The sequence below is a fragment of the Helicobacter aurati genome, from assembly GCF_003364265.1.
Taxonomy (GTDB): Bacteria; Campylobacterota; Campylobacteria; order Campylobacterales; family Helicobacteraceae; genus Helicobacter_A; species Helicobacter_A aurati.
In genome coordinates this window covers 129,528-152,219 of the sequence record NZ_NXLW01000004.1, presented here as the reverse complement: position 1 = coordinate 152,219, position 22,692 = coordinate 129,528, and the positions used below count along the sequence as shown (strand labels likewise).

Sequence of the window (22,692 nt, the reverse complement as noted above, 5' to 3'; positions counted from 1 at the left end):
GAAACTGCATGAGAATCTTGTTCTAGGCTCTTTTGTGTTTTTTCTATGTTGGCATTAATGGCTTCTGCCATATTGCCTAGTTCGTCATGGGAGTTGACTGGAACTAGGACAGGCGGTTGTTTGGTTTCATGATTGAGGTATTTGAAACATTCTGCAAGAATATTACGAATAATCCGTATGCGCGATGTTACCGATACACGAAGATATAACATAGTAACTAAAACAACTAAAACAATCGATGCAACCCCAAGTACAATAATTATCCAAGTAAGCTTAATAATCGGTTGCATGATTGAACTATTCGGGATATAAGAAATAATGTTCCAATAAGCACCACTTTCAGGAATCGGCTCAACGGCATACATGCTTATTACCCCTTCTATTCCAGCTGCAGTACGATAAGGAAATATCCCTCCTCTACCTTGTTTCGCCGCTACTACAATATCTTTTGCCTGTTGTGTAGGAACAAGCTGATCTAACTTAGCTCCTACATATTGGGGATTCTGATTCACAGAAATAATACCGTTCTCGTTTATCACAAATCTTTGGTCATTAACAAACACTTGTGCTTCTGGACTAAGGAAAGGGGCTCCAATAATGTTAAAATCCACCAAACAACCAAGTGCCCCTATTGCATTACCATTTGCATCATGAATAGGAACAGAAAAACTTTGAACAAACAACTCTCGATTCTGAAAATTAATCTTTTGAGGATCAGAAAGGCTTGCTCTATTATTTATCATTGCTTTATGTATTGATTCGAATTGTGTTATCAAACCGTTATCCTCGATAACACGAGGCTTTTCCCCAATGCTTCCTTGCCCGGCGAGGATAACAACTTGCTGCTGATTAGTCGTTCCATTTAATGAAATATTCAATCTAGGAATATACAAATACACATAATTAGTGCTGCGAATACTCTCAAGGAGAGAAGCAACAGCATTCTCCAAATCACTGATATTCGGATTATTGTTGATTTGCATATCAATCACCCCAGCACGTGCGTGCAATAAATCAAGGGTTTGCATCGCGACACCATTAAACAAATTGGCATACCTATAGGTAGATTGATTGAGAATTTTCTCATTTTGTCCTTCCATTGCTTCTTTAGAAAACAAGATAACACAAATAGAAAGAGCACAAACACAAACGACAACAAGCAATGCAATGATACAGGAGACTTTTGCTCCAATATTCAACCGAGAAAAAATCATAAGAAGCCTTGTAAAAATATTCTATAAACTTTGTTCCAACACTCAACGAGATATTTGGCTTGCTAGAAACAGCTTATGTTTATCTATTATACTAATTTTTATAGTTTTTTATCGTTTTTTTTTTTTTTGTATTATTAAAGTTACATTTTTCATAATATAATATACAACAATTAAAAAACTCTCTTGATTGCCTTATTGACGCTATATCATAGACTTGCTCATAATTATTGATAATATTGAATAAAAATTGACTATAATTGACATTTATATTGAACAAAAGGCTATTTGATACAAATGGCAATATTGCAAAGAGTTTTTTACAACTATCAAAGGATTCTTGTAGCACTTTGTCAGATTTTTCTTGTGTATTTCTTGCTAAATTACCTACATTGTCCGTTAGCTTTTGCTACAAATTCCCACAGCATAGCAAGCAATGAAGAATCAACGCATCCCTTTAGCATCCAAGAAGCGTGGCAACAAGTATTAGCTACGCATGAAGGCGTTCGCTCCGAAATGCTTAACACACAAAAAGCAGATAAGCTTGCATTAGCAAGTAAACTCTCCTTTCTCCCAGAAATAAGTCTTAGCGCGTTGTATCTACACCTCGATAAAAAATTAGAACTTGATGTAATCCACGATAGAGCGGCATTGCAACAAATCCAAGCCAATATAGGCAACACTAACCCTATACTCTCTAATATTCTTACGACAATAAGTACACCAATAACGCTTATGCAGCAAGATGCAGTACTAGGAGCACTCAATATTATTTATCCAATTTATACGGGCGGAAAACGATGGTATGGAAGCAAGATAGCCAATGTGTTAGCAAAAGATTCCCGTGAGGCATTACGTCTTAGAGAATTAGCCACTTTTGAAGAATTAGTTGGAATCTACTATGCCGTTGTACTGCATAAAGAGATTCTTAAAGTTTCCGAAGAAATGGAACAAGGCGCACTTATTCACTATCAAAACGCCAACAAACTCTATAAATTGGGACAAATCGCACAAATAGAATTACTCACAGCGCAGGTAGCCTACGATAAAGCAAAAAACGTCACGTTGGCTGCACGCAATACTTTAGAGGTTTCACAATTGGCACTTGATAGCATCCTTAATAGCACACATGTTGTACCCACCTCGAGTTTATCCTTAGAAAATTACACATTGCAGAACAAACAATACTACATCGATTCGGCATTGCAAAGTTATCCAGCATTACGTATTGCAGCCAACAACAAACAGATAGCCGAGTATAAAAAGCATATTGCATTTGGCAATTTTATGCCAAAACTTATAGCATTTGGTTCTTTTATAGCTACAGACAATCGCTCAAGATTAGAGCAAATTGCACCAAATTGGTTTATGGGGATTGGTGCGAATTGGTCTATCCTCTCTCCTGATGGTAAAATACAAAAATATCAAATTGCAAAAATAGAGCAGCTACACGCGACTGCTTTAGAATCTCAAGCTATCAAAGATATAGAATTACTTGTTGCAAAAAGCTACAAACAAGTTATCTTCACGCACCAAGAATACAATAGCTTAAATTCCAGCATTTTACTTGCAAAAGAAAATTTGCGCTTGCAAGAGAAAGCATTTTTACAAGGCATCGCTACAAGCACACAAGTTAATGACGCGAGAAACGCCTTACTCTCAAGCCTTACGCAACAACAAAGTATCGCCTATAAAGAGATTCTGTATTTAGCCAAACTTATGGCATTACATGGTGATATTACAAAATTCTTTACCATTGTGCATCACTAAATCCAAACAAGAGGAAAAATAATGGCAGAGTTTGTACACAACAATAAAAATTTCTTACGCGACAAAAAGAAAATTTGGAATCTTCTCTTTATAGTCGCAGTGGCTTTATCCATTGTGGTATGGCTTATCACGACTTTTTATCGAGCGTATAAACCCAAAGCACAAGTATTGCAGGGACAAATAAGCGCACGTGAATACACCGTAGGCTCAAAGCTTGCGGGTAGAATTGATACAATATTCGTACACAAAGGGGACACTGTAAAAAAAGGTGATGTTATTTTTACCATTAAAAGCCCAGAATTAGAAGCCAAACTTGCCCAAGCAGAGGCTGGATACGAAGCGGCAAAGGCACTTAATCAAGAGGCGCACAACGGTTCAAGAAATGAGAATATAGAATCTGCAAAAGATATTTGGCAAGCCGCTAAAGCACAAACACAACTAGCTTATAAAACCTATCAGCGAATACAAGAGCTCTACAAAGACGGCGTAATGAGTTTACAGAGAAGAGACGAAGCTTATGCAGCCTACCAAAGTGCTAAAAACAATGAAAATGCAAGTTATCAACAGTACAGACTCGCCCTAAGCGGAGCGAGAGACGAAACAAAAGAGGCAACGACACAAAAAGAAAAAGCTGCCTTAGGACAGGTTCAAGAAGTGCAAGCCTACACAGAAGACATAAAAGCCTTAGCACCAGCTAACGGAGAAGTAAGCAATATTCTTATTCATAGCGGCGAATTAGCACCAAGCGGATTCCCTGTGGTTATGCTTGTGGATTTAGAAGACTCTTGGTTACGTTTGAGCGTTAGTGAGAATTATCTCTCAAGATTCCAGAAAGGAAGTGAATTTGTAGGGTTTATTCCAGCCTTGCAAAAAGAAGTAAGATTCCGCGTTACTTATATCTCCGTTATGGGAGATTTCGCCACGTGGAAAGCCACTGCTAGCACACAAAACTATGATGCAAAGTCATTTGAAATAGAAGCATATCCCGTAGAAAAAGTGAGCGGATTGCGTATAGGCATGAGTGTTTTGATAACCTTATAATTCCCATATTAGATCAACCCTTAAGTACAACGGCGAAATTTATGATTTAATTTATCATGCTAGCATATTCATTTTACTTTCGTAAGGGATTAATATGCGCGAAATACTTCCTCTACATAAAATCATTGTGATCACTCTCTTTTTATGCTGCTTTGCCTTAGGGAATGATACGGGCTGGCTCAATATTGAAAGTCTCAAAGCAAATTTTAGACAGGAGATTAAAGGCGAACGAGGGGCTACCCCAGCTATTTATCAAGGTAGATTCTATGCCAAAGAAAATAAAGTAAAGTGGGAATATATCATGCCGTTGAAAAAAGAAGTGTATTTAGAAAAAGACACTGCTTTCGTCTATGAACCAAACCTCAAGCAAGTTACAATAGGAAAACTCAAAGAAAACGTAGACTTCATCCATATCCTTAAAATGGTCAAAAAAAATACAAAAGGTGAATATGAAGCAACAATAGCTGATACAAAATATACACTTATTGCAAAGGATTCTAAGCCTTATTTACTTTCCTATAAAGATAATTTAGACAATGAAATTTCTATTACTTTCACTGATGTAGAGATAAACCCTGTGATAGATTCTCAAGTTTTCCTCTTGCAACCACCAGATGATGTAGAATATATCGATGCGCATTAAGTAGTATTTTACCAATGCAATGCTCTACCAATTACCGACAGCATAACAGACTCCTTTCAATGACCTTTCTCTATTGATTGTATTCAATATTTATTCAATATTCTTGATATTTAAATATTTCTGCAATCCTCAAAATTTCAAATTTACGGTGATAATTGCAAAAGTATTCCCACTCAATACCAACCAATAAAGAATCTTTGCTTACCGTTAGATTCTACTTCTATCCAATAATTGCAATGCTCTTTTTTTAAGCAAATAAAAACATATTGGGATAATAAAAAGCGTAAGAAGCGTGCTAGTTATCATGCCGCCCAACATAGGCACAGCAATAGCACGTATAATCTCACTTCCCACGCCACTAGAGAACATAATAGGCAAAAGCGAAGCAATGATACTTAACACAGTCATAAGTTTGGGTCGCACCCTTTGCGCAGCCCCTTTTAACACACATTGCTTTAAGAGTACCAACCAATTAACTACTAAGATGGGTTGAACTACAAATTGAGAATCCTGCGAATGAAGCAAAGTTGATTCATTGCCATTAACACAGAAAAATTTCTGTTTCATTTCCTTAAAGCTCTGTTCTAAATACAATAGCATAACAATGCTTGTTTCACTAGCAATTCCCAATAAGGCTAAAAGCCCCACAACACCAGCAATACTCAAATTGAATCCAAAATATTCAATCGCACCTAATCCCCCTAAAATTGCAAAGGGCAATGTCAAAAAACAAAGCAACGTATAATTCCAGCTTTTTAATGCAAAAAATATCAAAATAAAAATTACAAAGAGACTTAAAGGAATAATATATTGCAAGGTATCTAAAGCTTTCTCTATGTATTCACTTTCTCCGCTAAATTCATAATAATAACCGTCAGGCAATTGTATATCTTGCAGTATCTGCATGGCTTTTTGCTTATAAGCTTTCGCGCTAACTCCTTCTTTTGGTGTGATATAGATAAAATTCACACTTAGCCCTTTCTCACTCTTTAATTCCATAGGGTCATTTGCATAAGAAATATGCGCCAATTCCCGTAACGGTCTAAACCCTAACGAAGTTTTAATATAGATTTCTCGGATAGATTCTATATCGTTACGTTGTATATCTTGTAATCGTAAAGAGATAGGATAATTTTCTACGCCTGCAATTTGCTTAGTAATCTCTATGCCGCCCAATGCAGAAGTGAGCACATTAAATAGAGAATCTTTACTTACCCCGTAGCGCGCTAACTTCGAATCTTCAACTTGCATATCAACATAATAACCACTATTCGCACGTTCTGCAAAAACCGATAAACTTTCTTGCATAGTTTTTAGTTTAGATTCCATAGTAACGGCTAACTGTTGTAAGACTTGAGTATCGCTTCCATACAGCTTAATTCCAAGCGGTGTACGAATGCCTGTTAAAAGCATGTCTGTGCGTCCACGAATAGGGTAAGTCCATGAATTTGTAATTCCTGCTATTTGCAATTTAGATTCTAATTTTTCTCGTAAATTTGCCCACTGCTTACTATCAAAACGAAACTCTGGCTTTAAATGCATATAAACTTCAAGCATAGATAACGGAGCAGGATCGCTTGTGGTATTTGCTCTGCCCGCTTTCCCAAATACCATTTCTACCTCATCAAAATCCTTAATAACAGAATCCACCTTTTGCAAATACGCAAGACTAGTGTCAATACTAGGGGCGACGTTACTTACAGGCATATACATAATAATGCCTTCATTAATTTGAGGCATAAATTCCCAATTCATGCCCCTTACTATAAAATATCCCAAAACAAGCAGTGCAACGCATATCGCAAGAAAAAAAACCTTGAATCGTAAAGCGAGCAATAAAGCTTTACTATAAAACCAAATACAGAATCTATTAATTGGGTTATCTTCCTCACAAATGATTCTACCCTTAATAAAAATCACCATTAACAAAGGTACAACCGTGATAGATAATAACGCGCCAATCAACATAGCAAAAGTTTTTGTGTAAGCTAAGGGGCTAAAAAGCCTTTCCTCTTGTCCGCTCAAAGCAAAAATAGGCAAAAACGAAACAATAACTATCATCAATGCAAAAAATATAGGCGCACCTACTTGCTTGGCACTCTCTACAATAATATGATTCCTTTGTCTATTGTCTAATGCAGAATCCTCATTATCAGCTTGAATATTGCCCGTATTAGAAAAACAAGATTTTTCTTTGTTACGGGCAAGAGAAAGATTCTTATGCGCATTTTCAATCATAACAATCGCAGCATCTACCATTGCTCCAATTGCAATCGCGATACCGCCTAAACTCATAATAGTAGATTCGATATTGAAAATCCACATCAACAAGGCACTAAAAAGCACACAAAGAGGCAATGTAATCACAATCACTAAAGCACTTCGCAAATGCAACAAAAATATCACACTCACGATTAAAACAATGAGGCTTTCTTCAACAAGCGTTGTGATAAGACTAAAAATAGCCTTTTGTATTAATTCACTTCTATCATAAACTGACTCAATTTGTACTTCCGCATTGCTCGCATTAAGAGCGGCAATTTTTTCTTTGATTCTCTTCAGTGTTTCATAAGTATTGCCGTTGTATTTCACCATCACAATACCGCCTACAACCTCGCGCTCTCCATTCACATCAGCCACTCCCCTCCTAGTCTGTGGCACAAGGGTAACTTCTGCAATATCCCGTATCCTTAGAGGAACATTTCCCTGCATTTTGATAAAAGTATTTTCTAAATCTTCTTCGTTTTTTATGTAGCCATTTGCACGGATAACTTTCTCAAATCCACCCTCAATAATGACACCGCCCCCGCTGTCGTTATTCGCGCGCGCTAGAGAATCTATAACTTCTTGCAAACTTAAGTCGTAACGTAAAAGCTTTGCGTTGTCAATACGTACTTCATAATTCTGTAAAAACCCTCCTATGCTAGCCACTTCACTTACGCCATCAACCCCAAGCAAAGCATACTTATAATAAAAATCCTGTAATGTTCTTAATTCAGCAAGATTCTTACTTGTAGAATGGAGAATGTATTGATACGCCCAACCCACGCTTGTAGAATCGCTCCCTAACGTGATTTTGGCATTAGCAGGGATATTTCGCACTTGATTTAATTGCTCTAAGATTCTACTTCTAGCCCAATAAATATCTGTTTTATCCTTAAAAATCACATAGATTAACGCGCTTTCATAACCTGAAATCCCGCGTACTGTCTCAACGTCTGCAATTGACATAAGCTCACTTACTAAGGGATAAGTTACTTGATCTTGAATGATTTTTGGTCCTTGACTAGGAAAGTTAATCTCGATAACTACTTGCGGCGGACTTAAATCTGGCAGTGCGTCAAATCGAAGTTTCTGCAAGGTGACTATGGATACAACAAAAAGCAGCGCGCTAAGAAGCAACACAATAAATTTATTCTTCACACTATAAGCAATAATAGAATCTATCATTAATATCCCTAAAACAAATCTTTAGTACAAGAAGAATCCACATGTTAGCAATATGGATACTATTAGCGATTCTTATTGTGTCAATAATCATGGTTGAATGGGAATCCTACTCTAATCTTCGTTGCAACAATTCTCTTTATTTTCACAAGTCTATCATACAGAGCAACCAGTCGGGCATAGCAACCATTAAGAGCTCAAAGAACAATGAATGTAACTTATGGCTAAGGATTCTAAGCTCAATGCTATCACTACACAGTATAGAATGGAATAACGGTATAAAACATGCGCATTTCTATTTGATGGTTATGAAGCTACGTAAAGACAGGCTGCGCACAATTGCATGATTCAAATCAATGATAGACGTATGAAAGTACCCGTTTGCAATCAAATATAATTCGGGGCATCATTAGCAAATAGCACTAAATCGCCATTTGCTCCTGTTCGTGCTAAGACGGATTCTAAGAGAGATTTATCTTTAATAAATATCTTATCCGTATTGCAAATATGAGAATCAAACAATTCTGCATTTAAAGAGCCTGTAATAATTGCTATATCAAAGACATTATCTATTTGCTTGCATAAAGCGATATTGCTCGCTTCATCATATTCAACCAGTCCCGGAGTTACGATAACCTTCCTCCCCTTATGTAAAGAAGCTAGCGCAATTGCTTCACTCATGCCCTCGAAATTCCCATTAAAGCTATCGTCAAGAATAATCTTGTGCGGTGTAACAATTTTGCAAAGTCTATGAGGAACGGGTACTAGATTCTTCACATAATGCTGAATCTTCGGTATAGCAATACCAAGTTCTCTTGCCAATAAAACCGCCACGATTATATTATCAATAGTGAATCTACCCAGCAAGGAAGTTTCAAAAAATACCCAATCAGAATCTATTCGCATTTCAAAGCTTATTCCGTCAAGAGTTGATGTTTGATTACGTATTTCACACGGGTAAGAAATTCTATTTTCCACATGACATTGCGATGTAGATTCTCTACCAAATCGCAAAGGGACTAACGAAAACGTTTTCTTTTTTAATACAGGAATGGGATTATCTTTTTGCACAAAAATCTTTTTTAATCGGGGCGAATAACAAAGCTCGAACTTTGTTTGAACGGTAGTCTCAATATTCTTAAAATATTCAATATGTGCCTTTCCTATTTTGCTAATTACTCCGTAATGCTGGCATAAAAGATGAGAAATTTGCTCTATATCGCCTCTGTTTCTCGCCCCTGCTTCTGCAATATAGACTTGTGTATCTTTAGGGAGGCAAGTATTTATATCAGCCACCAATCCTTTGTAAGTATTAACACTACGTGGAGTAGCATAGGCTTGGAAATCGTTTTTTATAAGTTGATAAATCAGGTTCTTAATGCTTGTTTTACCATAACTACCAGTAATAGCGATAATGGTTAGATTGGACATATTAAGGAGTTTGCGGCGCGCTCTCATCGCATAGATTCTAAAAGCCATAGCCTCGTAAAACATCGAACAAAGCATTCCTAAAACAAGCGGAACAAACAAAAAAAGATGTTGTGGCACTCCATAATCAATAGTTTTTGTAACTATGATTTCGCAAGCAATAAATAACACAATAATACAGAGAAAAAGTCTAACTACTCTTCTAGTCCAAACAAGCTTTTTATCTCTTTGCTGATACCACAAAAAAGAAAGGGGCAACATAATAAAAAAGCAGTATAAGTAGAAAAGCAATCCATCATAGAATGGATAAAAAACAACAAAACACACTACTGGAACAAAGAAATAATAAACATGCCATGCAAACTTATGATGTTTTGCGATAATACGATAAAAACTATAGTTATACCATTGCAAAGTAGTCGCTAGATAATAAGTAATAGCGATAATGAATAAAAAGCGAGAGAGTACATCAACTCCGTAATGAAAGGATTGCATAAAAGCTAACCTTGTAGATAACTATGTAATAATTCGAAAATCTTTAGAATCTTTTGGTTTGAAATTGACTTCTTGAATAATTTCTACTTCAAATCCGTGAGTTTGCATTCTGCCATTGCCTGCCCATAAAAGCTCTAAAAATTCACCTAAATGACTATAATCGGGTAAGGCAATCCATATTTCTACATTGCCATTGGCAAGATTTTCTACAGTGCCTAAATAATGCCTTTTATCTGCTTGCATTTTTGTAAATTTCCTGTACCCCACACCTTGCACGCTACCTTTTGCCGTTATCTTGTAATGCTTCATTATTCCTCCTTATAAACCATTAGAATCAACCATTGAACCATTGATTGTATGTAATTTCACTCGAAATGGTGATTCTAGTCAAATTCTAGGGCGCATGTCAAGTACCGTAACTTTATTATACATAGTCTTATTTTAATTGCGCAATTAATGTTTCATTTTATCATAACAGTATATTTTTGATACAATCAACTAATTTTGCAACCAAATAATTTTGTTTTAAGGGAAGTATTATGTCAAAGGTGTATTTTTTTGCAACTTGTCTAGGCAGTGCTGCCTATGCTGATACCTGCTTGCATGCTATAAAGCTATTGCAAAGAGAGGGCATTGAAGTTATCTTTAAAAAAGATCAAACATGCTGCGGACAGCCTAGCTATAACAGCGGCTATTATGAAGAAACAAAGAAAATAGCTCTATATCATCTTAATTTATTGAAAGAAAATTACCCTATTATTATTCCTAGTGGTTCATGTGCAGGCATGATGAAAGTTGATTATGTAGAGCTTTTTGAAGGTAGTATTTATCAAGAAGAATTTATAGCTTTTAGCAAACGTATCTATGAACTTAGTGAATATTTAGATAAAGTATTGAATGTTCGTTATCATGACATAGGAAATCCCATTAAGATTACATGGCATTCAAATTGTCATGCGTTACGTGTAGCAAAATGTATACCAAGTGCCAAGAATCTCTTACGTAGATTGCAGAATGTAGAGCTTATCGAACTAGAAAAAGAAGAGGATTGTTGTGGCTTTGGCGGTACATTTAGTGTGAAAGAACCAGAAATTAGCCGTGCAATGGTCATGGAAAAGATTAAAGATATACAAACAAAAGATATACATTGCCTTATCGCTGCAGATGCAGGATGTCTCTTAAATATCAGTGGTGCTATGGCAAAAATCGGCTGCAACATACCATCAAAGCATCTTTATGACTTTCTCGCAGAACGTGTCGGCATAGCATAAATTTCAATCAAAATATATTAAATAGTTTCTACCACTAATAATTAAATCATTTATAATTCTCAACAAAGGAATAACTATGAGCGCGAATATCTACTATTCTGACAATGAATATCAACAATCTATTACAACGCATTTAGCCGACTCACAGCTAAGAACCAACCTTAAATCTTCTATGGACACTTTGAAAAACAATCGACAAAAACTTATCCGCACAAGGTATTATAATTGGGAAGGGCTGCGCGAGCTTGGCAAAGAAATCAAGCAAAGAGCATTAAGCAAGCTCCCTGAACTTTTAGAACGATTTGAAGCTAGAGCTACAGAACGTGGAATAAAAGTACATTGGGCAAAAAACTCTCAAGAAGCAAATGAAATTATCTATAACCTTGCAAAAGAAAAAAATGTCAGTACAATCCTTAAAGGCAAATCTATGGCTAGCGAGGAAATTCACCTTAATGCTTACTTAAAAGAAAAAGGTATAAAAGCCATTGAAACAGATTTAGGCGAGCTCATAATTCAGCTTATTAACGAACCACCCGTACATATTGTGGTCCCAGCTATTCACAAGAATCGCAACCAAATCGGAGAGATTTTTGAAAAAAATCTCAAAGTACGTTTTACAAATGTACCAGAAGAATTAAATGGTATTGCAAGAAATTATTTACGCGAGCAGTTTAAGGGATTTAAGATGGGCTTAACAGGCGTGAATTTTGCAATCGCGAATGAAGGTGCTATTTGGTTACTAGAAAATGAAGGAAACGGGAGAATGAGTTCAACCGCATGTGATATTCACGTAGCAATTTGTGGTATAGAAAAAATAGTAGAAAGCTTTGAAGATGCCTGCATATTAGATACGTTGCTTGTGCCTTCTGCAACAGGTGCCCCAATTACTTGTTATAACAACATTATTTCAAGCCCAAGAAAGACACATGAGTTAGATGGACCCAAAGAAGTACATATTATCCTGCTTGACAATAATCGTTCCAATATGCTATCCCAACCCCACTTTTACAAAGCGTTAAGCTGCATTCGTTGCGGAACATGCCTCAATCACTGCCCCGTATATGATAAAATTGGTGGACACTCCTATCTAGTTACTTATCCGGGACCCATTGGCGAAGTAATTTCGCCGCAAATCTTTGGACTTGATAATTGTGGATACATGACAAATCTTTGCAGTCTTTGTGGACGATGCACTGAAAAATGCCCTGTAAAAATACCTTTAGCAGAGCTCATACGAGATTTACGTAGTGAAAAAATAGGGCAAGGCAGAAAGAAAGTTGCTGGTTATTCGAATATTAAACGAGATGATAACGAACAAAAAATGATGACGGAGTTTAGCAGAGTAGCAACAAGTGGAATGCTATGGCGTATAGGATTCAAAGCCCTACATTTCATTTCTCCATTGCTCAAATTCCTTGCGCAAACACAGATTGCCCAAAAAAGTATGCTAGGCAAATGGATGCAAAACCATGAACTACCGCAGCTTAATGGCAATTTACATGCCAAAGTTAAACGACTAAAAGGAGTGATTTATGAGTAGAGAAAAAATCCTACAAGCACTACGCCAAGCACAAAGCCACAACCCTATATCACAGCCAAACCCTCAATATTTTGATTCTATGATTTATGATAAAGAGGACTTAGTCAATGTCTATTTGCAATACCAAAAAGCAAACATGGCAAACATTTTTCTCTCCACTAAAGAAACACTTATAGATACTATAAATCACATTCTTCACACACAAAACATACAAGAAATTTTATGTGCAAGAAATATCCTTGATGTTAAAACAGATTCGGGAACAATCATTGATTCAATGGAAGCCCGTGCTCTTATTTATCAGGATAGCATAGACCATACTAGAGATAAACTCTTTGAAATACAAACAAGCATTCTTCACGCGCAAGTAGCCGTAGCAAATCTCGGAATCTTAGGACTTGCAACAGGAGCAGATAATCCACGTCTAGCATCACTCATTGTAGCAACCTGTATTATCTTGTTGCGAAAAGAGGACATTGTGGCTAATCTCTTTGAGGCTTTTACAAAACTACGTGTCGCTGGGGAACAACAAACATTACCAACCAATATCGTCTTTTTGGCTGGACCTAGCAGAACGGCTGACATTGAATTACAAACAGTATTTGGCGTACATGGACCACAAAATATTTTTATCATACTCTATGAGTAAAAGCTTTCTCATTTCTACTTTATGTTGCATGTCGCACTATGTATCACACCGCAAAGAAATAGCATGAAAAATAGAATCTTGACACTCTTTTTCTTATGCTCTTTAGTGATAGCACAAGCAACAGACAGCAAAAAAAAGATGGCAATAGCACAAAGTATTCAATCTATTTATAACCAAAAAGCATTTAATCATTCTTCTCCCACACAATTATCATGCCTTTTATCCCCACAAGAACGAGCTAAAATCAATAGTTCTTACAACAAAAAAGAAATTTATGCCTATGCAACGATACTTCGAGAGCTTAATACTTCGCAAATTGTCAACGCCGATATAAATAACCAACAAAACCCGCCCTACTACGATGAAACGCCTAAAATCTCGCAAGATATACTTATGGAAAATGCAAGAGATTCTAATCCTGCCGCACTTTTACTTGGATTGCAACTCTATTTTTCCAAAAAATGCCAACGATGCGACAAGATTCAAGAATGGAGTAAAATGGGCTTTTATTATAAAAGACATGCTTCATTTATTGATATTTTAGAATCTGAAGGACTAACATCGTCAGATTCCTCTTTTTTGCATTCCTATGTATTTAGAGGTGAAGCATTCTTGTGCAAGGCACTTACATCGCGAGACCCGCTAGATTTTCTCTTTGCGTATATTCACCTGTCATTGGCAGGCATACATACGCGGGCTATAAATATTCTTTTAGAAGGCTTAAAACAAAACACGACAATTTCTTACGGCAGTAAGATTCTGCTTGATACTTTCTTATTCTTATCTTCTCATGATTTCATTATGCAAAACAACTATTTAGCAGTGCTTGCATTACAACATAGAATCGAACAATCTTTTACTCACCAAAGACGTAGTAAAATCTTGATAACTCCAAATATTCTCTCACTCATTCAATCTTTACCGAACTTTAAAAATATTCTTGTGCTTGAATATAATGTAGGTGCGAACTTCATTTTAACAAGCCTTCTAATAAAAGATATGGAATCCAAGAAAATACTTTCTCCACTTCATAAACTAAGCAATACAGCAAGTAAAAAAGAATTTTTCGCAGCACAGTATAAATACACCGCGCAAATATCGCATTATCTTTTTAATCTTCTTCCTCAAGGGACATTCAACCAGTTACAAACATATTATAAGATTCTTTCTCTGAAGAAAAAACTTAAACAAGCAAGCCAATATCCCTATGCCAAACGTTACATAGAAAGTAATTACGAGCAATAAATCCTATTCGCATTCATGTTGTGCGGCTGGTTTAGAAATCTTAACTGAAGAAAATGTTGAATGTTTTTCATCCGCTTGACATGAAGAATCGGTTATAACAAGCGTATTGCCTCGAATTTGTACCTTTTTATGTGTATTAGGCAATGCGCTTTGTGCCTTTTCCTGATTATTATCCTTTGTGGAATGATTTGTATGATTCTGATTGGCTAAAACAATGGCATGGGGCAATAAACCTACACACATTACAAAATTCAATACTCGCATAACTTCTCCTTAATATAAACTATTTATATCATTTAATCCAATACGCTTATGATTCTGTCGTTATTTTCTTATATTCGTATTAATATGATAAGTTTTGTTTCGAATCTTAATCAACAAACCAAGTTCAATAAGCTGTTGAAAAGTTTTTGCCACTGTGGGACGCGTAATATTGCAAGAATCAGCAATGTCCTCATGAGAACCGTGAAAGATATTTTGCGAATCACAATGCTCCAAAATATATTTAATAACCTCGATTTTCTTCCCACCTACAAAAATATTCAAAAAATCAAGCAGCATATCTTTAGAAACAATTTCTTGTAACTGAATCCTAGGCAGCATCGCATTATGAATTGCTTCAAAAAGTAAATCCAAATTAATTGGCTTTACAATATAGCCATCACAACGTAATTTAATACTTTCAAGCAGATATTGCGTCTCCGTAAAAGCAGTCGCAAAAATAATAGGGATAGAGTTAGTCCCTGAAGTGTTTTCTTTAATCGTACGTGCTAGCTCAATGCCATTTATCTTTGGCATCAAAATATCCGCTATAAGCAAGTCGATTTTTTGCGTGTGGAATATTTGTAATGCTTCCGCGCCGTTTTTTGCTACTATAATATTCCCCACATAATCCTCTAGTATCATAGATAATGTCTGTTGTGCGCATTCGTCATCTTCGGCATAAAGTAATGTAAGATTCTTAAGATACCCAAGTTGTTTTTTATTGAATTGCAACATCATTATGTCCTTCCTTATGATTTATACCATCCGCTAATTCTAAAATTATTGTAAACAATGCACCCCTGTACTCTTGCTGCTTATAATCAAATACATAATTGCTAGCTACTATATTCGCGTTAAAGTGATTATTAAGAAGTTGTTTAGCCATATACAAGCCAATACCTGTTCCCAAACTTTTATGCTTGGTTGTGAAATATGGTTCAAAGATTTTTTCTAAAATCTCATCCTCGATACCACCGCAATTGTCATAATAAGAAATGATAATATACTTGTCTTGCCGAATCACTTTCACAAAACACTCTCCTCTTTGTGTTTGTTGCTCCTTAAATGCGTCTTTAGAGTTATTTAATAACACAAGTAAAACTTCAGTAAAACTCTGCCTATTGCCATAAAGAACAATATCGCTCGGACACTCAACACAAACATTAATATTACAAGAACGTAGCATAGGTTGATTTAATTTAATCGAGCTTATAATAGCCTCCTTTAAATTAAAATCTTGCTGCGTGTTTTCCATGTGAAAAAAACTTCTAAAATTATCTATTGTGTTACTCATGTTGTCGGCAATAGTAAGTGCTAATTGGGTCTGCTTATTAATCACTAATTGTGTAAGCATGCCTTGGTCGAATTTACTCTTTATAGCCTGGACGATAAGAATAAGGGAATTTAAGGGTTGTCGCCACTGGTGTGCGATATTTTGCATCATTTCGCCCATTGAAACAAATTTTGATTGCGCATACATGATTCTATCTTTTTCTCGTATAATTTCTATTTGCTCTTGAACCTTTTGTTGTAGTTTGGCATTGAGGTTGCGAAGTTCCTCTGTGGCATTATCAAAAAGTTGCTTAAGATAAATATTCAATTTTTGCACAAAACTAAGAATAACAACACTAAGACTTATAACAACCACAAACACAAGTAAGGCTACTACACAAAGAACATTAAGTGTAGCTATGAAAAAATTATCTGTAATATTTTTTTCAAGAATACGTATGGAAGTTTCTACATTAATAATATTCGTACTTAATTGGCTAACCGTTTTAGCATATTGCAGGGCGTCCAGCTTCTTGTCAAACTTACTAGACATTCCAAACCCTATCATGCTATTTAATTCGTCAATCAATGAGACTTTCTGCGATTCTAATGCCCGCAATTTTTTAAATGTTACCTTAAAAAAAATAGTCTTGTATAGCTCGCGTATGAAGTTAAACCCACCACTATCACGTTTCATGTTATTATTCACATAAAGATTCTTATAGAGATTCCATAAGTATGTGCTTTTGTCATAAGGGTCAATTTGAGAAGAATACGAAGAATCTAACGCTTCGAATATATATTGATTCTGAAATTCATTGATGAAGTTCATTTCGTTAATCACATCAGGAAAATTATTATCGAAATCAGCTTTTAATCCATTTAATGCAATATATCCCACAAGAAAAATAAGAAATAATCCGATAGAAAAAATCAAAGCTATAAATTTTGTATGAAATGTTAAATGTAAGTTATCATCGGATAGATTATTATTTATTAGGTTTAACCACATAAATTGCCTTATTTAAGATAAAATGTTATTTATTATTGTAATAAATGCAAGTAATAAATGAGCGTTTCTATCTGGGAATATCAGATATTTTGCAAAATTACAATTGATACTTGCTACTTAAATCCAGAGGAGATAATATGTCCAACCCTGAGACATCTACAAAAGAAAAATCAACACAGCCTTCAATAATACCTAGCTCGAAATCTAAAGAATTACAAGAAATCAAAGAATTACATTTTAATTTAGATTCGCTTTTTACCAATGAAAAAGAATTAGAAAAATTCTACAAAAAACTCGACCCTAAATTCAACGCATTCCAAAAAAGTTATGAAAATAAACTCGCATCATTACAGGCAAAGGAATTTGAAAAAGCTTTAATCGCCTATGAGAATCTCTGTGAAGATATAAGCACGATAATGACTTATGTATTTCTACGTTTTGCCACCAATAGTAGTAAGTATGGCGCAGATTATGCAGATTACGAAATGAAATGTAATGATTTATATGCAAAAATTATGTTTTTTGAGCTTGAATTTGCCAATTTAGATTCCAATAAAATGCAAGAATTTATTAACAAAAGCGGCAAATATCAATTCTTTCTACAAAATCTCAAAGAAAACAAAAAATATAAGCTTACTCTTCCTGAAGAGCAGGTGATTCTTAGCTTATCTCCAGTCGGAGTTGATGCATTTTCAAGACTCTTTGATGAGAGCTTTGCTAATATGCGATTTGAAGGCATTAATAGCAACAAAAAGCTTGGTGAAGAGCAGATTCTCGCCCTTTTACATGTCAAAGATAGAAAAACGCGTAAAAAAGCACAAAAGAATTTTACAAAAGGACTTAAACAACACGCACATCTCCTAACTTACATCTTAAATATGGTACGAAAAAATATCGCAATTATGCAAAAACTTCGAGGCTATGAAAAGCCAGAATCATTTCGACATATCTCCAATCAGATTTCACAAGAAAGTGTTGATAGTATGATTGCTTGCGTGAATGCCAATATGAATCTTGTGCACGGATATTATTGTGTAAAATCCCAGATTCTAGGAATGCAGCTTAAAGACTATGATCGTTATGCGCCACTCGGATTCTCACGAAAAGACACATCTTTAAGCTTCCAAGAAGCACTCTGTGCTACATTAAAATCTTTTCAAAAATTCAGTCCGCAATTCTATGAAATAGCACAACGCGCTATCAATGAAGGATGGGTAGATTCTCATCCTCAACCCGCGAAGCGAGGAGGAGCGTTTAGCCATGGTAGCACATCTCGTTCGCATCCATACATTCTATTGAATTTTACAGGCAATAGGCGAGATGCTTTTACAATAGCTCATGAGTTTGGGCATGCTATTCATCAAGAATTAAGCAAGACACAAGGTGCTCTTAATCACGACACGCCACTTACCACAGCCGAAACAGCATCTGTCTTTGCAGAAATGCTCCTCTTCTCTTCGCTGAAAAAAACACTTGGCAAAAAAGAGCTATTAGATATGTATGCAGGCAAAATAGAAGATATTTTCTCCACGCTTTTTAGACAAATTGTTATGACAAACTTTGAACGTGCGATTCATGATATTGATGGAGAGCTACAAACGAAAGACTTTGATAGGATATGGATTGAAGAAAACCAAAAAATGTTTGGCGAGAGCGTTACACTTACTAAGAATTATGCGCGTTGGTGGAGTTATATTCCGCATTTTATTCATTCTCCATTTTATTGTTATGCTTATTCTTATGGACAACTCTTAGTGTTAGCTCTTTTTGGATTATATAAAAGGAGCAAGAAAAAAGAAGACTTTATTCAGACTTATATCGCATTCTTAAGTGCAGGAGGAAGTAAAAGTCCAAGAGATTTGATTCTAAGTTTCGGTTTTGATGTGAATAAAAAAGAATTTTGGGAAATAGGAATGGGCGAGGTATGCAATCTCTTACGAGAGTTTGAAGAGTTGCTTAATAGCAATTAAAATTAACCTAATAACACAGAACTAAACTTCCAAAAGCGACAAAATAATTGCATAATGAATATTTCATTATGATGGCAATTCCTGAACAACTTTAATATCCAAAATAGAATCATTTTCCTTAAGAGAATCTAATACCTTATAACTCTCTCTATCACGTACGGGAATCCTTCCAAAAGCAGTATGCACGCCATCAAGATGAGGTTGCGGTGCGAAGCAAATAAAAAATTGACTGCCGCCCGTATCTTTCCCCGCATGTGCCATAGAAAGTGTGCCGCGATTATGTTTTGTGGGATTATTTTCTAATTCACATTTGATTCTATACCCAGGACCCCCTGTTCCATTGCCAATGGGGCAACCGCCTTGCGCCATAAATCCAGCAATAACTCGATGAAAAGTTTTGTTCTGATAGAAATCTGCATTAGCCAAACTCGCAAAATTTGCTACAGTTTGAGGGGCAACCTGAGGAAATAATTCAATATTGATAACTCCTTTTGAAGTCGTAATAACAGCATATTGCCAATGTTCTAATTCCTCTTTGGAAGGATGAAATTCTTTGAGCGATTCCATAAATAAATCCTTAAAATAAATTCTACATAACATAAATGCAAGATTTTAACAACTTTAACAATATTTTGCAAGCTACTATTTTTAATGTGGTCATAAATCTAAAAAATGTTACAATTTTTGCTTATACATAATTGATTTTTAGAATCTTAAGGAGATACAATGTTTCAATTATCCTCTTCATTCGTATTCCCATTAGCATTCCTTATAACCTGCTTTATCACTCTCTATGCAGACACGGCAGACATTGATTGCAATGATTTATATGGAGAATGCAATCCCAATAACACCACTCAATCAGGACCAACAAAACAAACGGCAAATCGCATTCCTACAAACAACAATCCCTTTACGCAACCTCCCCCCAAACCAAGCACCCCATCATCACAATCACAAAAGCAACAAACTACGAATTTTATTTCTAGCGGTTCAATGCCTTTACTTGGGGGTAAAAAACGAGGATTTTTATATTCTGTGGTGTTTTTAACTGCACTTTTTGATAATGGGACACAAAAACAAGGGTATGGAATATTGCTTAAGGACGGCTATGTGCTTGGTGCAGCCAATCTACTAAATGAGAAAAATACCTACCTTAAAAACGTAATGGCAAAAATACAAGATGATTCTTCGCAATCATTGATGTGCTTCGCCATGCTAAGATTAAGGGCAACAAATACTAAGCTTTCATTATTACGCGCAGAAAATTACACGGATATTTATTGCAATACTAGACCAGAAAGCTTTTATCATCAAAGAGTCAATTTACAATATTGGACACCAATCTATCGTGGTATGCTAAAAAAGACAGTGCTTTCGCGTTCTGATAAAGTACTATTCCCCTTTATCACAGAAAAAAACACTTTACACTATACAAGCTCTAGTATCAATGCCATTCAAAAACGTAATGCGGGCTATGGCTTACCAGTGTTTAATGTAAGTGGGAATTTCGTAGGATTTTTACACCCAACGAACAATTCTAAGAATCCCAATTCTATCATCTCAAGCGATGAAGTGCATACATTTATTTGCGATATAGCACGCCGTAAATTATTGCCCATGACGGATTTGATACGACCTTGTTTTTTAAAAAAACAATAGTCAATGTTATATTTATATTTAATATAGGATTTATTAATATAAGTTTTACTAAAAAGATACTATAATTCAAAAAATATTTAATCTTAATATTAATTTTTATTTATATTTAAGGAAATAGTAATGTTATCATTTGATAACCTAAAACATCGCAATAGCTTTCTATTCCTTGCTTTATCAAAAAAGATTTATAAACATTTTATGGCAAATATCATTCGTAACAATGTGAAATTACTTCCTGTTTTTCCAATATATCATGGCGTATTGTGTCTTGCTTTAGGCATTTATTGCCTTGCATGCGCAAAACTACCTTCAGAAGAAGACCTTATCGTCAAAACACAACTACGGACGCAGTTTCACAATGAAAAAATACTAAAAAGTATAGGTGATTCTCATGTTGAAGTAAAAAATTTAGATTATATGCAAACTTTCTTCACCCTATTTTCTGACCCTATCTTACAAAAAATTATTCTCCAAGCCTTGCAAGCCAATACAAACTTACTCACCCTTGAATCGCAAATAAGACAAGCACGAGCGACAGCAAAGGTCAATACTGCAAGTTTATTTCCTAAGGGTAATGCCAATCTCAATTATAATTATAGCGACAATAATTATCAGAGAATCCAAACCAACGTCACGCAGAATACAACCAATATTGCCTTATCTTTTAGTTGGGAGCTAGACATTTTAGGCAAACTCAATGCCCTACGTTTGGCTAGCAAACAGCAAATTTTACAATCCATACAGAATCTAGCCCAAGCACAGGTTGTGCTAATAGGCGACGTAGCAAATTACTATTTTACCATTAGACAAACTAGTCAGGCAATTTCTATTAACGAAAAAATTACCAAGAATTTAGAACAAATCTATCTCCTAACGGAAGAAAAATATAAATTAGGGCTAATAGGAATAGATAGTGTCGCTACAACAAAAAGCAGCTATCTCACCCAAAAAAACACCACTTTAAGCCTTATGTACACGCTTGAACAAAATAAAAATGCCTTGCTTGTTTTGCTTAACTCTAATACGTTAGATTTTGATGCGCAACAAAGCAACTATATCTTTCAGCCAAGTAAGATTCCCAATGTAGAAACCCTGCCAAGTGCAGTTATTTTCAATCGACCAGATGTTCGTTCTGGTGTATTTGCACTCAATGCGTCCTTATATCAGAGACTTAATAAAAAATTAGCACTTTTCCCTTCAATCAATATAAGTGGGAATCTTGGGCAGATTCTCTTTTCTCCACAACAAGGCTTGGGAGATCTAGTATGGCAAATTGCTAGCTCCTTAGCTATGCCGCTTTTGAATCGACAAAGCATAACGCAAGACTATATCCTTGCTAAAGAAAATACCAAACAGGCTTTCTACACATTGCAAAACACAGTGAATACTGCAATCTCAGAAATTGAAAATGCAACAAAAAATATACAAATCACAAGAAACCTCCTAGATAACATGCAAGAACACTACAATATCAACAAAAATACATTTGAAATTATGGAATCTCGCTATAAACAGAATCTTATCGATGATATTTCGCGATTAGAATATGCCAATACTTATCTACGGTCAAAAAACAATTTAATCAGCGCGTATCTTATGCAAAATCAAGCTACTATCGCATTTTATAAAGCATTTGGGGGAAATCTCAACGCTGATAATTCTACATATAGTGTCTTGCAGGAAGATGAAATACTTCAAGACTATAAAAAATATGAAGAAAAACAACAAAACAGGAATGACCCTGCTCGTAACTTATAACATGTTGAACAACA

Annotated in this window: 19 protein-coding genes; 11 read left to right on the top strand and 8 right to left on the bottom strand. The window is 35.4% G+C overall.

Annotated features, from left to right (window positions below; genetic code table 11):
- A partial coding sequence (locus tag CQA66_RS03470) for a PDC sensor domain-containing protein (RefSeq protein ID WP_181882228.1) occupies window positions 1-1,214 on the bottom strand: 1,214 nt, incomplete at its 3' end.
- 294 nt (window positions 1,215-1,508) lie between these two features.
- On the opposite strand from CQA66_RS03470, the gene CQA66_RS03465 reads away from it, so the two are divergent.
- From CQA66_RS03465 to lolA, 3 genes are all read left to right on the top strand, one after another.
- Window positions 1,509-2,981 carry a TolC family protein gene (locus CQA66_RS03465; protein WP_104763097.1) on the top strand — a complete coding sequence of 491 codons (1,473 nt, stop codon included), beginning with the start codon at window positions 1,509-1,511 and terminating at the stop codon, window positions 2,979-2,981.
- 21 nt (window positions 2,982-3,002) lie between these two features.
- Window positions 3,003-4,022 (top strand): HlyD family secretion protein, encoded by a 1,020-nt coding sequence (locus CQA66_RS03460; RefSeq protein WP_104763096.1) that lies wholly within the window; start codon window positions 3,003-3,005, stop codon window positions 4,020-4,022.
- Window positions 4,023-4,116: 94 nt separating this feature from the next.
- On the top strand, window positions 4,117-4,665 hold the full coding sequence (gene lolA, locus CQA66_RS03455; RefSeq protein ID WP_104763095.1) for a LolA-like outer membrane lipoprotein chaperone: 549 nt from the start codon (window positions 4,117-4,119) through the stop codon (window positions 4,663-4,665).
- 207 nt (window positions 4,666-4,872) lie between these two features.
- Here lolA and CQA66_RS03450 read toward each other — a convergent pair whose 3' ends face one another.
- A complete protein-coding gene (locus CQA66_RS03450; protein ID WP_104763094.1) occupies window positions 4,873-8,115 on the bottom strand; it encodes an efflux RND transporter permease subunit in 3,243 nt (1,080 codons plus the stop codon).
- Window positions 8,116-8,156: 41 nt separating this feature from the next.
- Between CQA66_RS03450 and CQA66_RS09130 the strand changes: the two genes are divergently transcribed.
- A complete protein-coding gene (locus tag CQA66_RS09130) occupies window positions 8,157-8,459 on the top strand; it encodes a hypothetical protein (protein ID WP_147289202.1) in 303 nt (100 codons plus the stop codon).
- 40 nt (window positions 8,460-8,499) lie between these two features.
- On the opposite strand, the gene CQA66_RS03445 is transcribed toward CQA66_RS09130, so the two are convergent.
- Both CQA66_RS03445 and CQA66_RS03440 read right to left on the bottom strand, forming a co-directional pair.
- A complete protein-coding gene (locus tag CQA66_RS03445) occupies window positions 8,500-10,035 on the bottom strand; it encodes a Mur ligase family protein (protein WP_104763093.1) in 1,536 nt (511 codons plus the stop codon).
- A 21-nt stretch (window positions 10,036-10,056) separates the two neighbouring features.
- On the bottom strand, window positions 10,057-10,344 hold the full coding sequence (locus CQA66_RS03440; protein ID WP_104763092.1) for an acylphosphatase: 288 nt from the start codon (window positions 10,342-10,344) through the stop codon (window positions 10,057-10,059).
- Window positions 10,345-10,574: 230 nt separating this feature from the next.
- Here CQA66_RS03440 and CQA66_RS03435 point away from each other — a divergent pair, with 230 nt between their 5' ends.
- From CQA66_RS03435 to CQA66_RS03420, 4 genes are all read left to right on the top strand, one after another.
- Window positions 10,575-11,306: a (Fe-S)-binding protein gene (locus tag CQA66_RS03435; protein ID WP_104763091.1), complete on the top strand. Its 732-nt coding sequence runs from the start codon at window positions 10,575-10,577 to the stop codon at window positions 11,304-11,306.
- A 76-nt stretch (window positions 11,307-11,382) separates the two neighbouring features.
- Window positions 11,383-12,846 carry a LutB/LldF family L-lactate oxidation iron-sulfur protein gene (locus tag CQA66_RS03430; RefSeq protein ID WP_104763090.1) on the top strand — a complete coding sequence of 488 codons (1,464 nt, stop codon included), beginning with the start codon at window positions 11,383-11,385 and terminating at the stop codon, window positions 12,844-12,846.
- Window positions 12,839-13,495 (top strand): LutC/YkgG family protein, encoded by a 657-nt coding sequence (locus tag CQA66_RS03425; RefSeq protein ID WP_104763089.1) that lies wholly within the window; start codon window positions 12,839-12,841, stop codon window positions 13,493-13,495. The genes CQA66_RS03430 and CQA66_RS03425 overlap by 8 nt, the downstream gene beginning before the upstream one ends.
- A 63-nt stretch (window positions 13,496-13,558) precedes the next feature.
- Window positions 13,559-14,740: a hypothetical protein gene (locus CQA66_RS03420; protein ID WP_104763088.1), complete on the top strand. Its 1,182-nt coding sequence runs from the start codon at window positions 13,559-13,561 to the stop codon at window positions 14,738-14,740.
- 3 nt (window positions 14,741-14,743) lie between these two features.
- Here CQA66_RS03420 and CQA66_RS03415 read toward each other — a convergent pair whose 3' ends face one another.
- The 3 genes from CQA66_RS03415 to CQA66_RS03405 are packed head-to-tail and all read right to left on the bottom strand — an operon-like array spanning window position 14,744 to window position 17,288.
- Window positions 14,744-15,004 carry a hypothetical protein gene (locus CQA66_RS03415; protein WP_104763087.1) on the bottom strand — a complete coding sequence of 87 codons (261 nt, stop codon included), beginning with the start codon at window positions 15,002-15,004 and terminating at the stop codon, window positions 14,744-14,746.
- 60 nt (window positions 15,005-15,064) lie between these two features.
- On the bottom strand, window positions 15,065-15,742 hold the full coding sequence (locus tag CQA66_RS03410; RefSeq protein ID WP_244910952.1) for a response regulator transcription factor: 678 nt from the start codon (window positions 15,740-15,742) through the stop codon (window positions 15,065-15,067).
- A complete protein-coding gene (locus CQA66_RS03405; RefSeq protein WP_104763086.1) occupies window positions 15,723-17,288 on the bottom strand; it encodes a sensor histidine kinase in 1,566 nt (521 codons plus the stop codon). Before CQA66_RS03405 ends, CQA66_RS03410 begins: the two co-directional genes overlap by 20 nt.
- A gap of 221 nt (window positions 17,289-17,509) precedes the next feature.
- Here CQA66_RS03405 and CQA66_RS03400 point away from each other — a divergent pair, with 221 nt between their 5' ends.
- On the top strand, window positions 17,510-19,258 hold the full coding sequence (locus tag CQA66_RS03400) for a M3 family oligoendopeptidase (protein ID WP_181882230.1): 1,749 nt from the start codon (window positions 17,510-17,512) through the stop codon (window positions 19,256-19,258).
- 66 nt (window positions 19,259-19,324) lie between these two features.
- Here CQA66_RS03400 and CQA66_RS03395 read toward each other — a convergent pair whose 3' ends face one another.
- Window positions 19,325-19,825 (bottom strand): peptidylprolyl isomerase, encoded by a 501-nt coding sequence (locus CQA66_RS03395; RefSeq protein ID WP_104763084.1) that lies wholly within the window; start codon window positions 19,823-19,825, stop codon window positions 19,325-19,327.
- A gap of 159 nt (window positions 19,826-19,984) precedes the next feature.
- Here CQA66_RS03395 and CQA66_RS03390 point away from each other — a divergent pair, with 159 nt between their 5' ends.
- Both CQA66_RS03390 and CQA66_RS03385 read left to right on the top strand, forming a co-directional pair.
- Complete coding sequence (locus CQA66_RS03390) at window positions 19,985-20,920, top strand: hypothetical protein (protein WP_233707742.1); 936 nt, start codon at window positions 19,985-19,987, stop codon at window positions 20,918-20,920.
- Window positions 20,921-21,040: 120 nt separating this feature from the next.
- Window positions 21,041-22,678, top strand: a complete 1,638-nt coding sequence (locus CQA66_RS03385; RefSeq protein ID WP_233707741.1) for a TolC family protein — start codon at window positions 21,041-21,043, stop codon at window positions 22,676-22,678.
- Window positions 22,679-22,692: the final 14 nt, after the last annotated feature.

Excerpts from the sequence above, each read along its gene's own strand:
- CQA66_RS03465 (WP_104763097.1), top strand. The coding sequence starts at position 1,509 with ATGGCAATATTGCAAAGAGTTTTTTACAACTATCAAAGGATTCTTGTA.
- CQA66_RS03460 (WP_104763096.1), top strand. The coding sequence starts at position 3,003 with ATGGCAGAGTTTGTACACAACAATAAAAATTTCTTACGCGACAAAAAG.
- lolA (WP_104763095.1), top strand. The coding sequence starts at position 4,117 with ATGCGCGAAATACTTCCTCTACATAAAATCATTGTGATCACTCTCTTT.
- CQA66_RS03450 (WP_104763094.1), bottom strand. The coding sequence starts at position 8,115 with ATGATAGATTCTATTATTGCTTATAGTGTGAAGAATAAATTTATTGTG.
- CQA66_RS09130 (WP_147289202.1), top strand. The coding sequence starts at position 8,157 with ATGTTAGCAATATGGATACTATTAGCGATTCTTATTGTGTCAATAATC.
- CQA66_RS03445 (WP_104763093.1), bottom strand. The coding sequence starts at position 10,035 with ATGCAATCCTTTCATTACGGAGTTGATGTACTCTCTCGCTTTTTATTC.
- CQA66_RS03440 (WP_104763092.1), bottom strand. The coding sequence starts at position 10,344 with ATGAAGCATTACAAGATAACGGCAAAAGGTAGCGTGCAAGGTGTGGGG.
- CQA66_RS03435 (WP_104763091.1), top strand. The coding sequence starts at position 10,575 with ATGTCAAAGGTGTATTTTTTTGCAACTTGTCTAGGCAGTGCTGCCTAT.
- CQA66_RS03430 (WP_104763090.1), top strand. The coding sequence starts at position 11,383 with ATGAGCGCGAATATCTACTATTCTGACAATGAATATCAACAATCTATT.
- CQA66_RS03425 (WP_104763089.1), top strand. The coding sequence starts at position 12,839 with ATGAGTAGAGAAAAAATCCTACAAGCACTACGCCAAGCACAAAGCCAC.
- CQA66_RS03420 (WP_104763088.1), top strand. The coding sequence starts at position 13,559 with ATGAAAAATAGAATCTTGACACTCTTTTTCTTATGCTCTTTAGTGATA.
- CQA66_RS03415 (WP_104763087.1), bottom strand. The coding sequence starts at position 15,004 with ATGCGAGTATTGAATTTTGTAATGTGTGTAGGTTTATTGCCCCATGCC.
- CQA66_RS03410 (WP_244910952.1), bottom strand. The coding sequence starts at position 15,742 with ATGATGTTGCAATTCAATAAAAAACAACTTGGGTATCTTAAGAATCTT.
- CQA66_RS03405 (WP_104763086.1), bottom strand. The coding sequence starts at position 17,288 with ATGTGGTTAAACCTAATAAATAATAATCTATCCGATGATAACTTACAT.
- CQA66_RS03395 (WP_104763084.1), bottom strand. The coding sequence starts at position 19,825 with ATGGAATCGCTCAAAGAATTTCATCCTTCCAAAGAGGAATTAGAACAT.
- CQA66_RS03390 (WP_233707742.1), top strand. The coding sequence starts at position 19,985 with ATGTTTCAATTATCCTCTTCATTCGTATTCCCATTAGCATTCCTTATA.
- CQA66_RS03385 (WP_233707741.1), top strand. The coding sequence starts at position 21,041 with ATGTTATCATTTGATAACCTAAAACATCGCAATAGCTTTCTATTCCTT.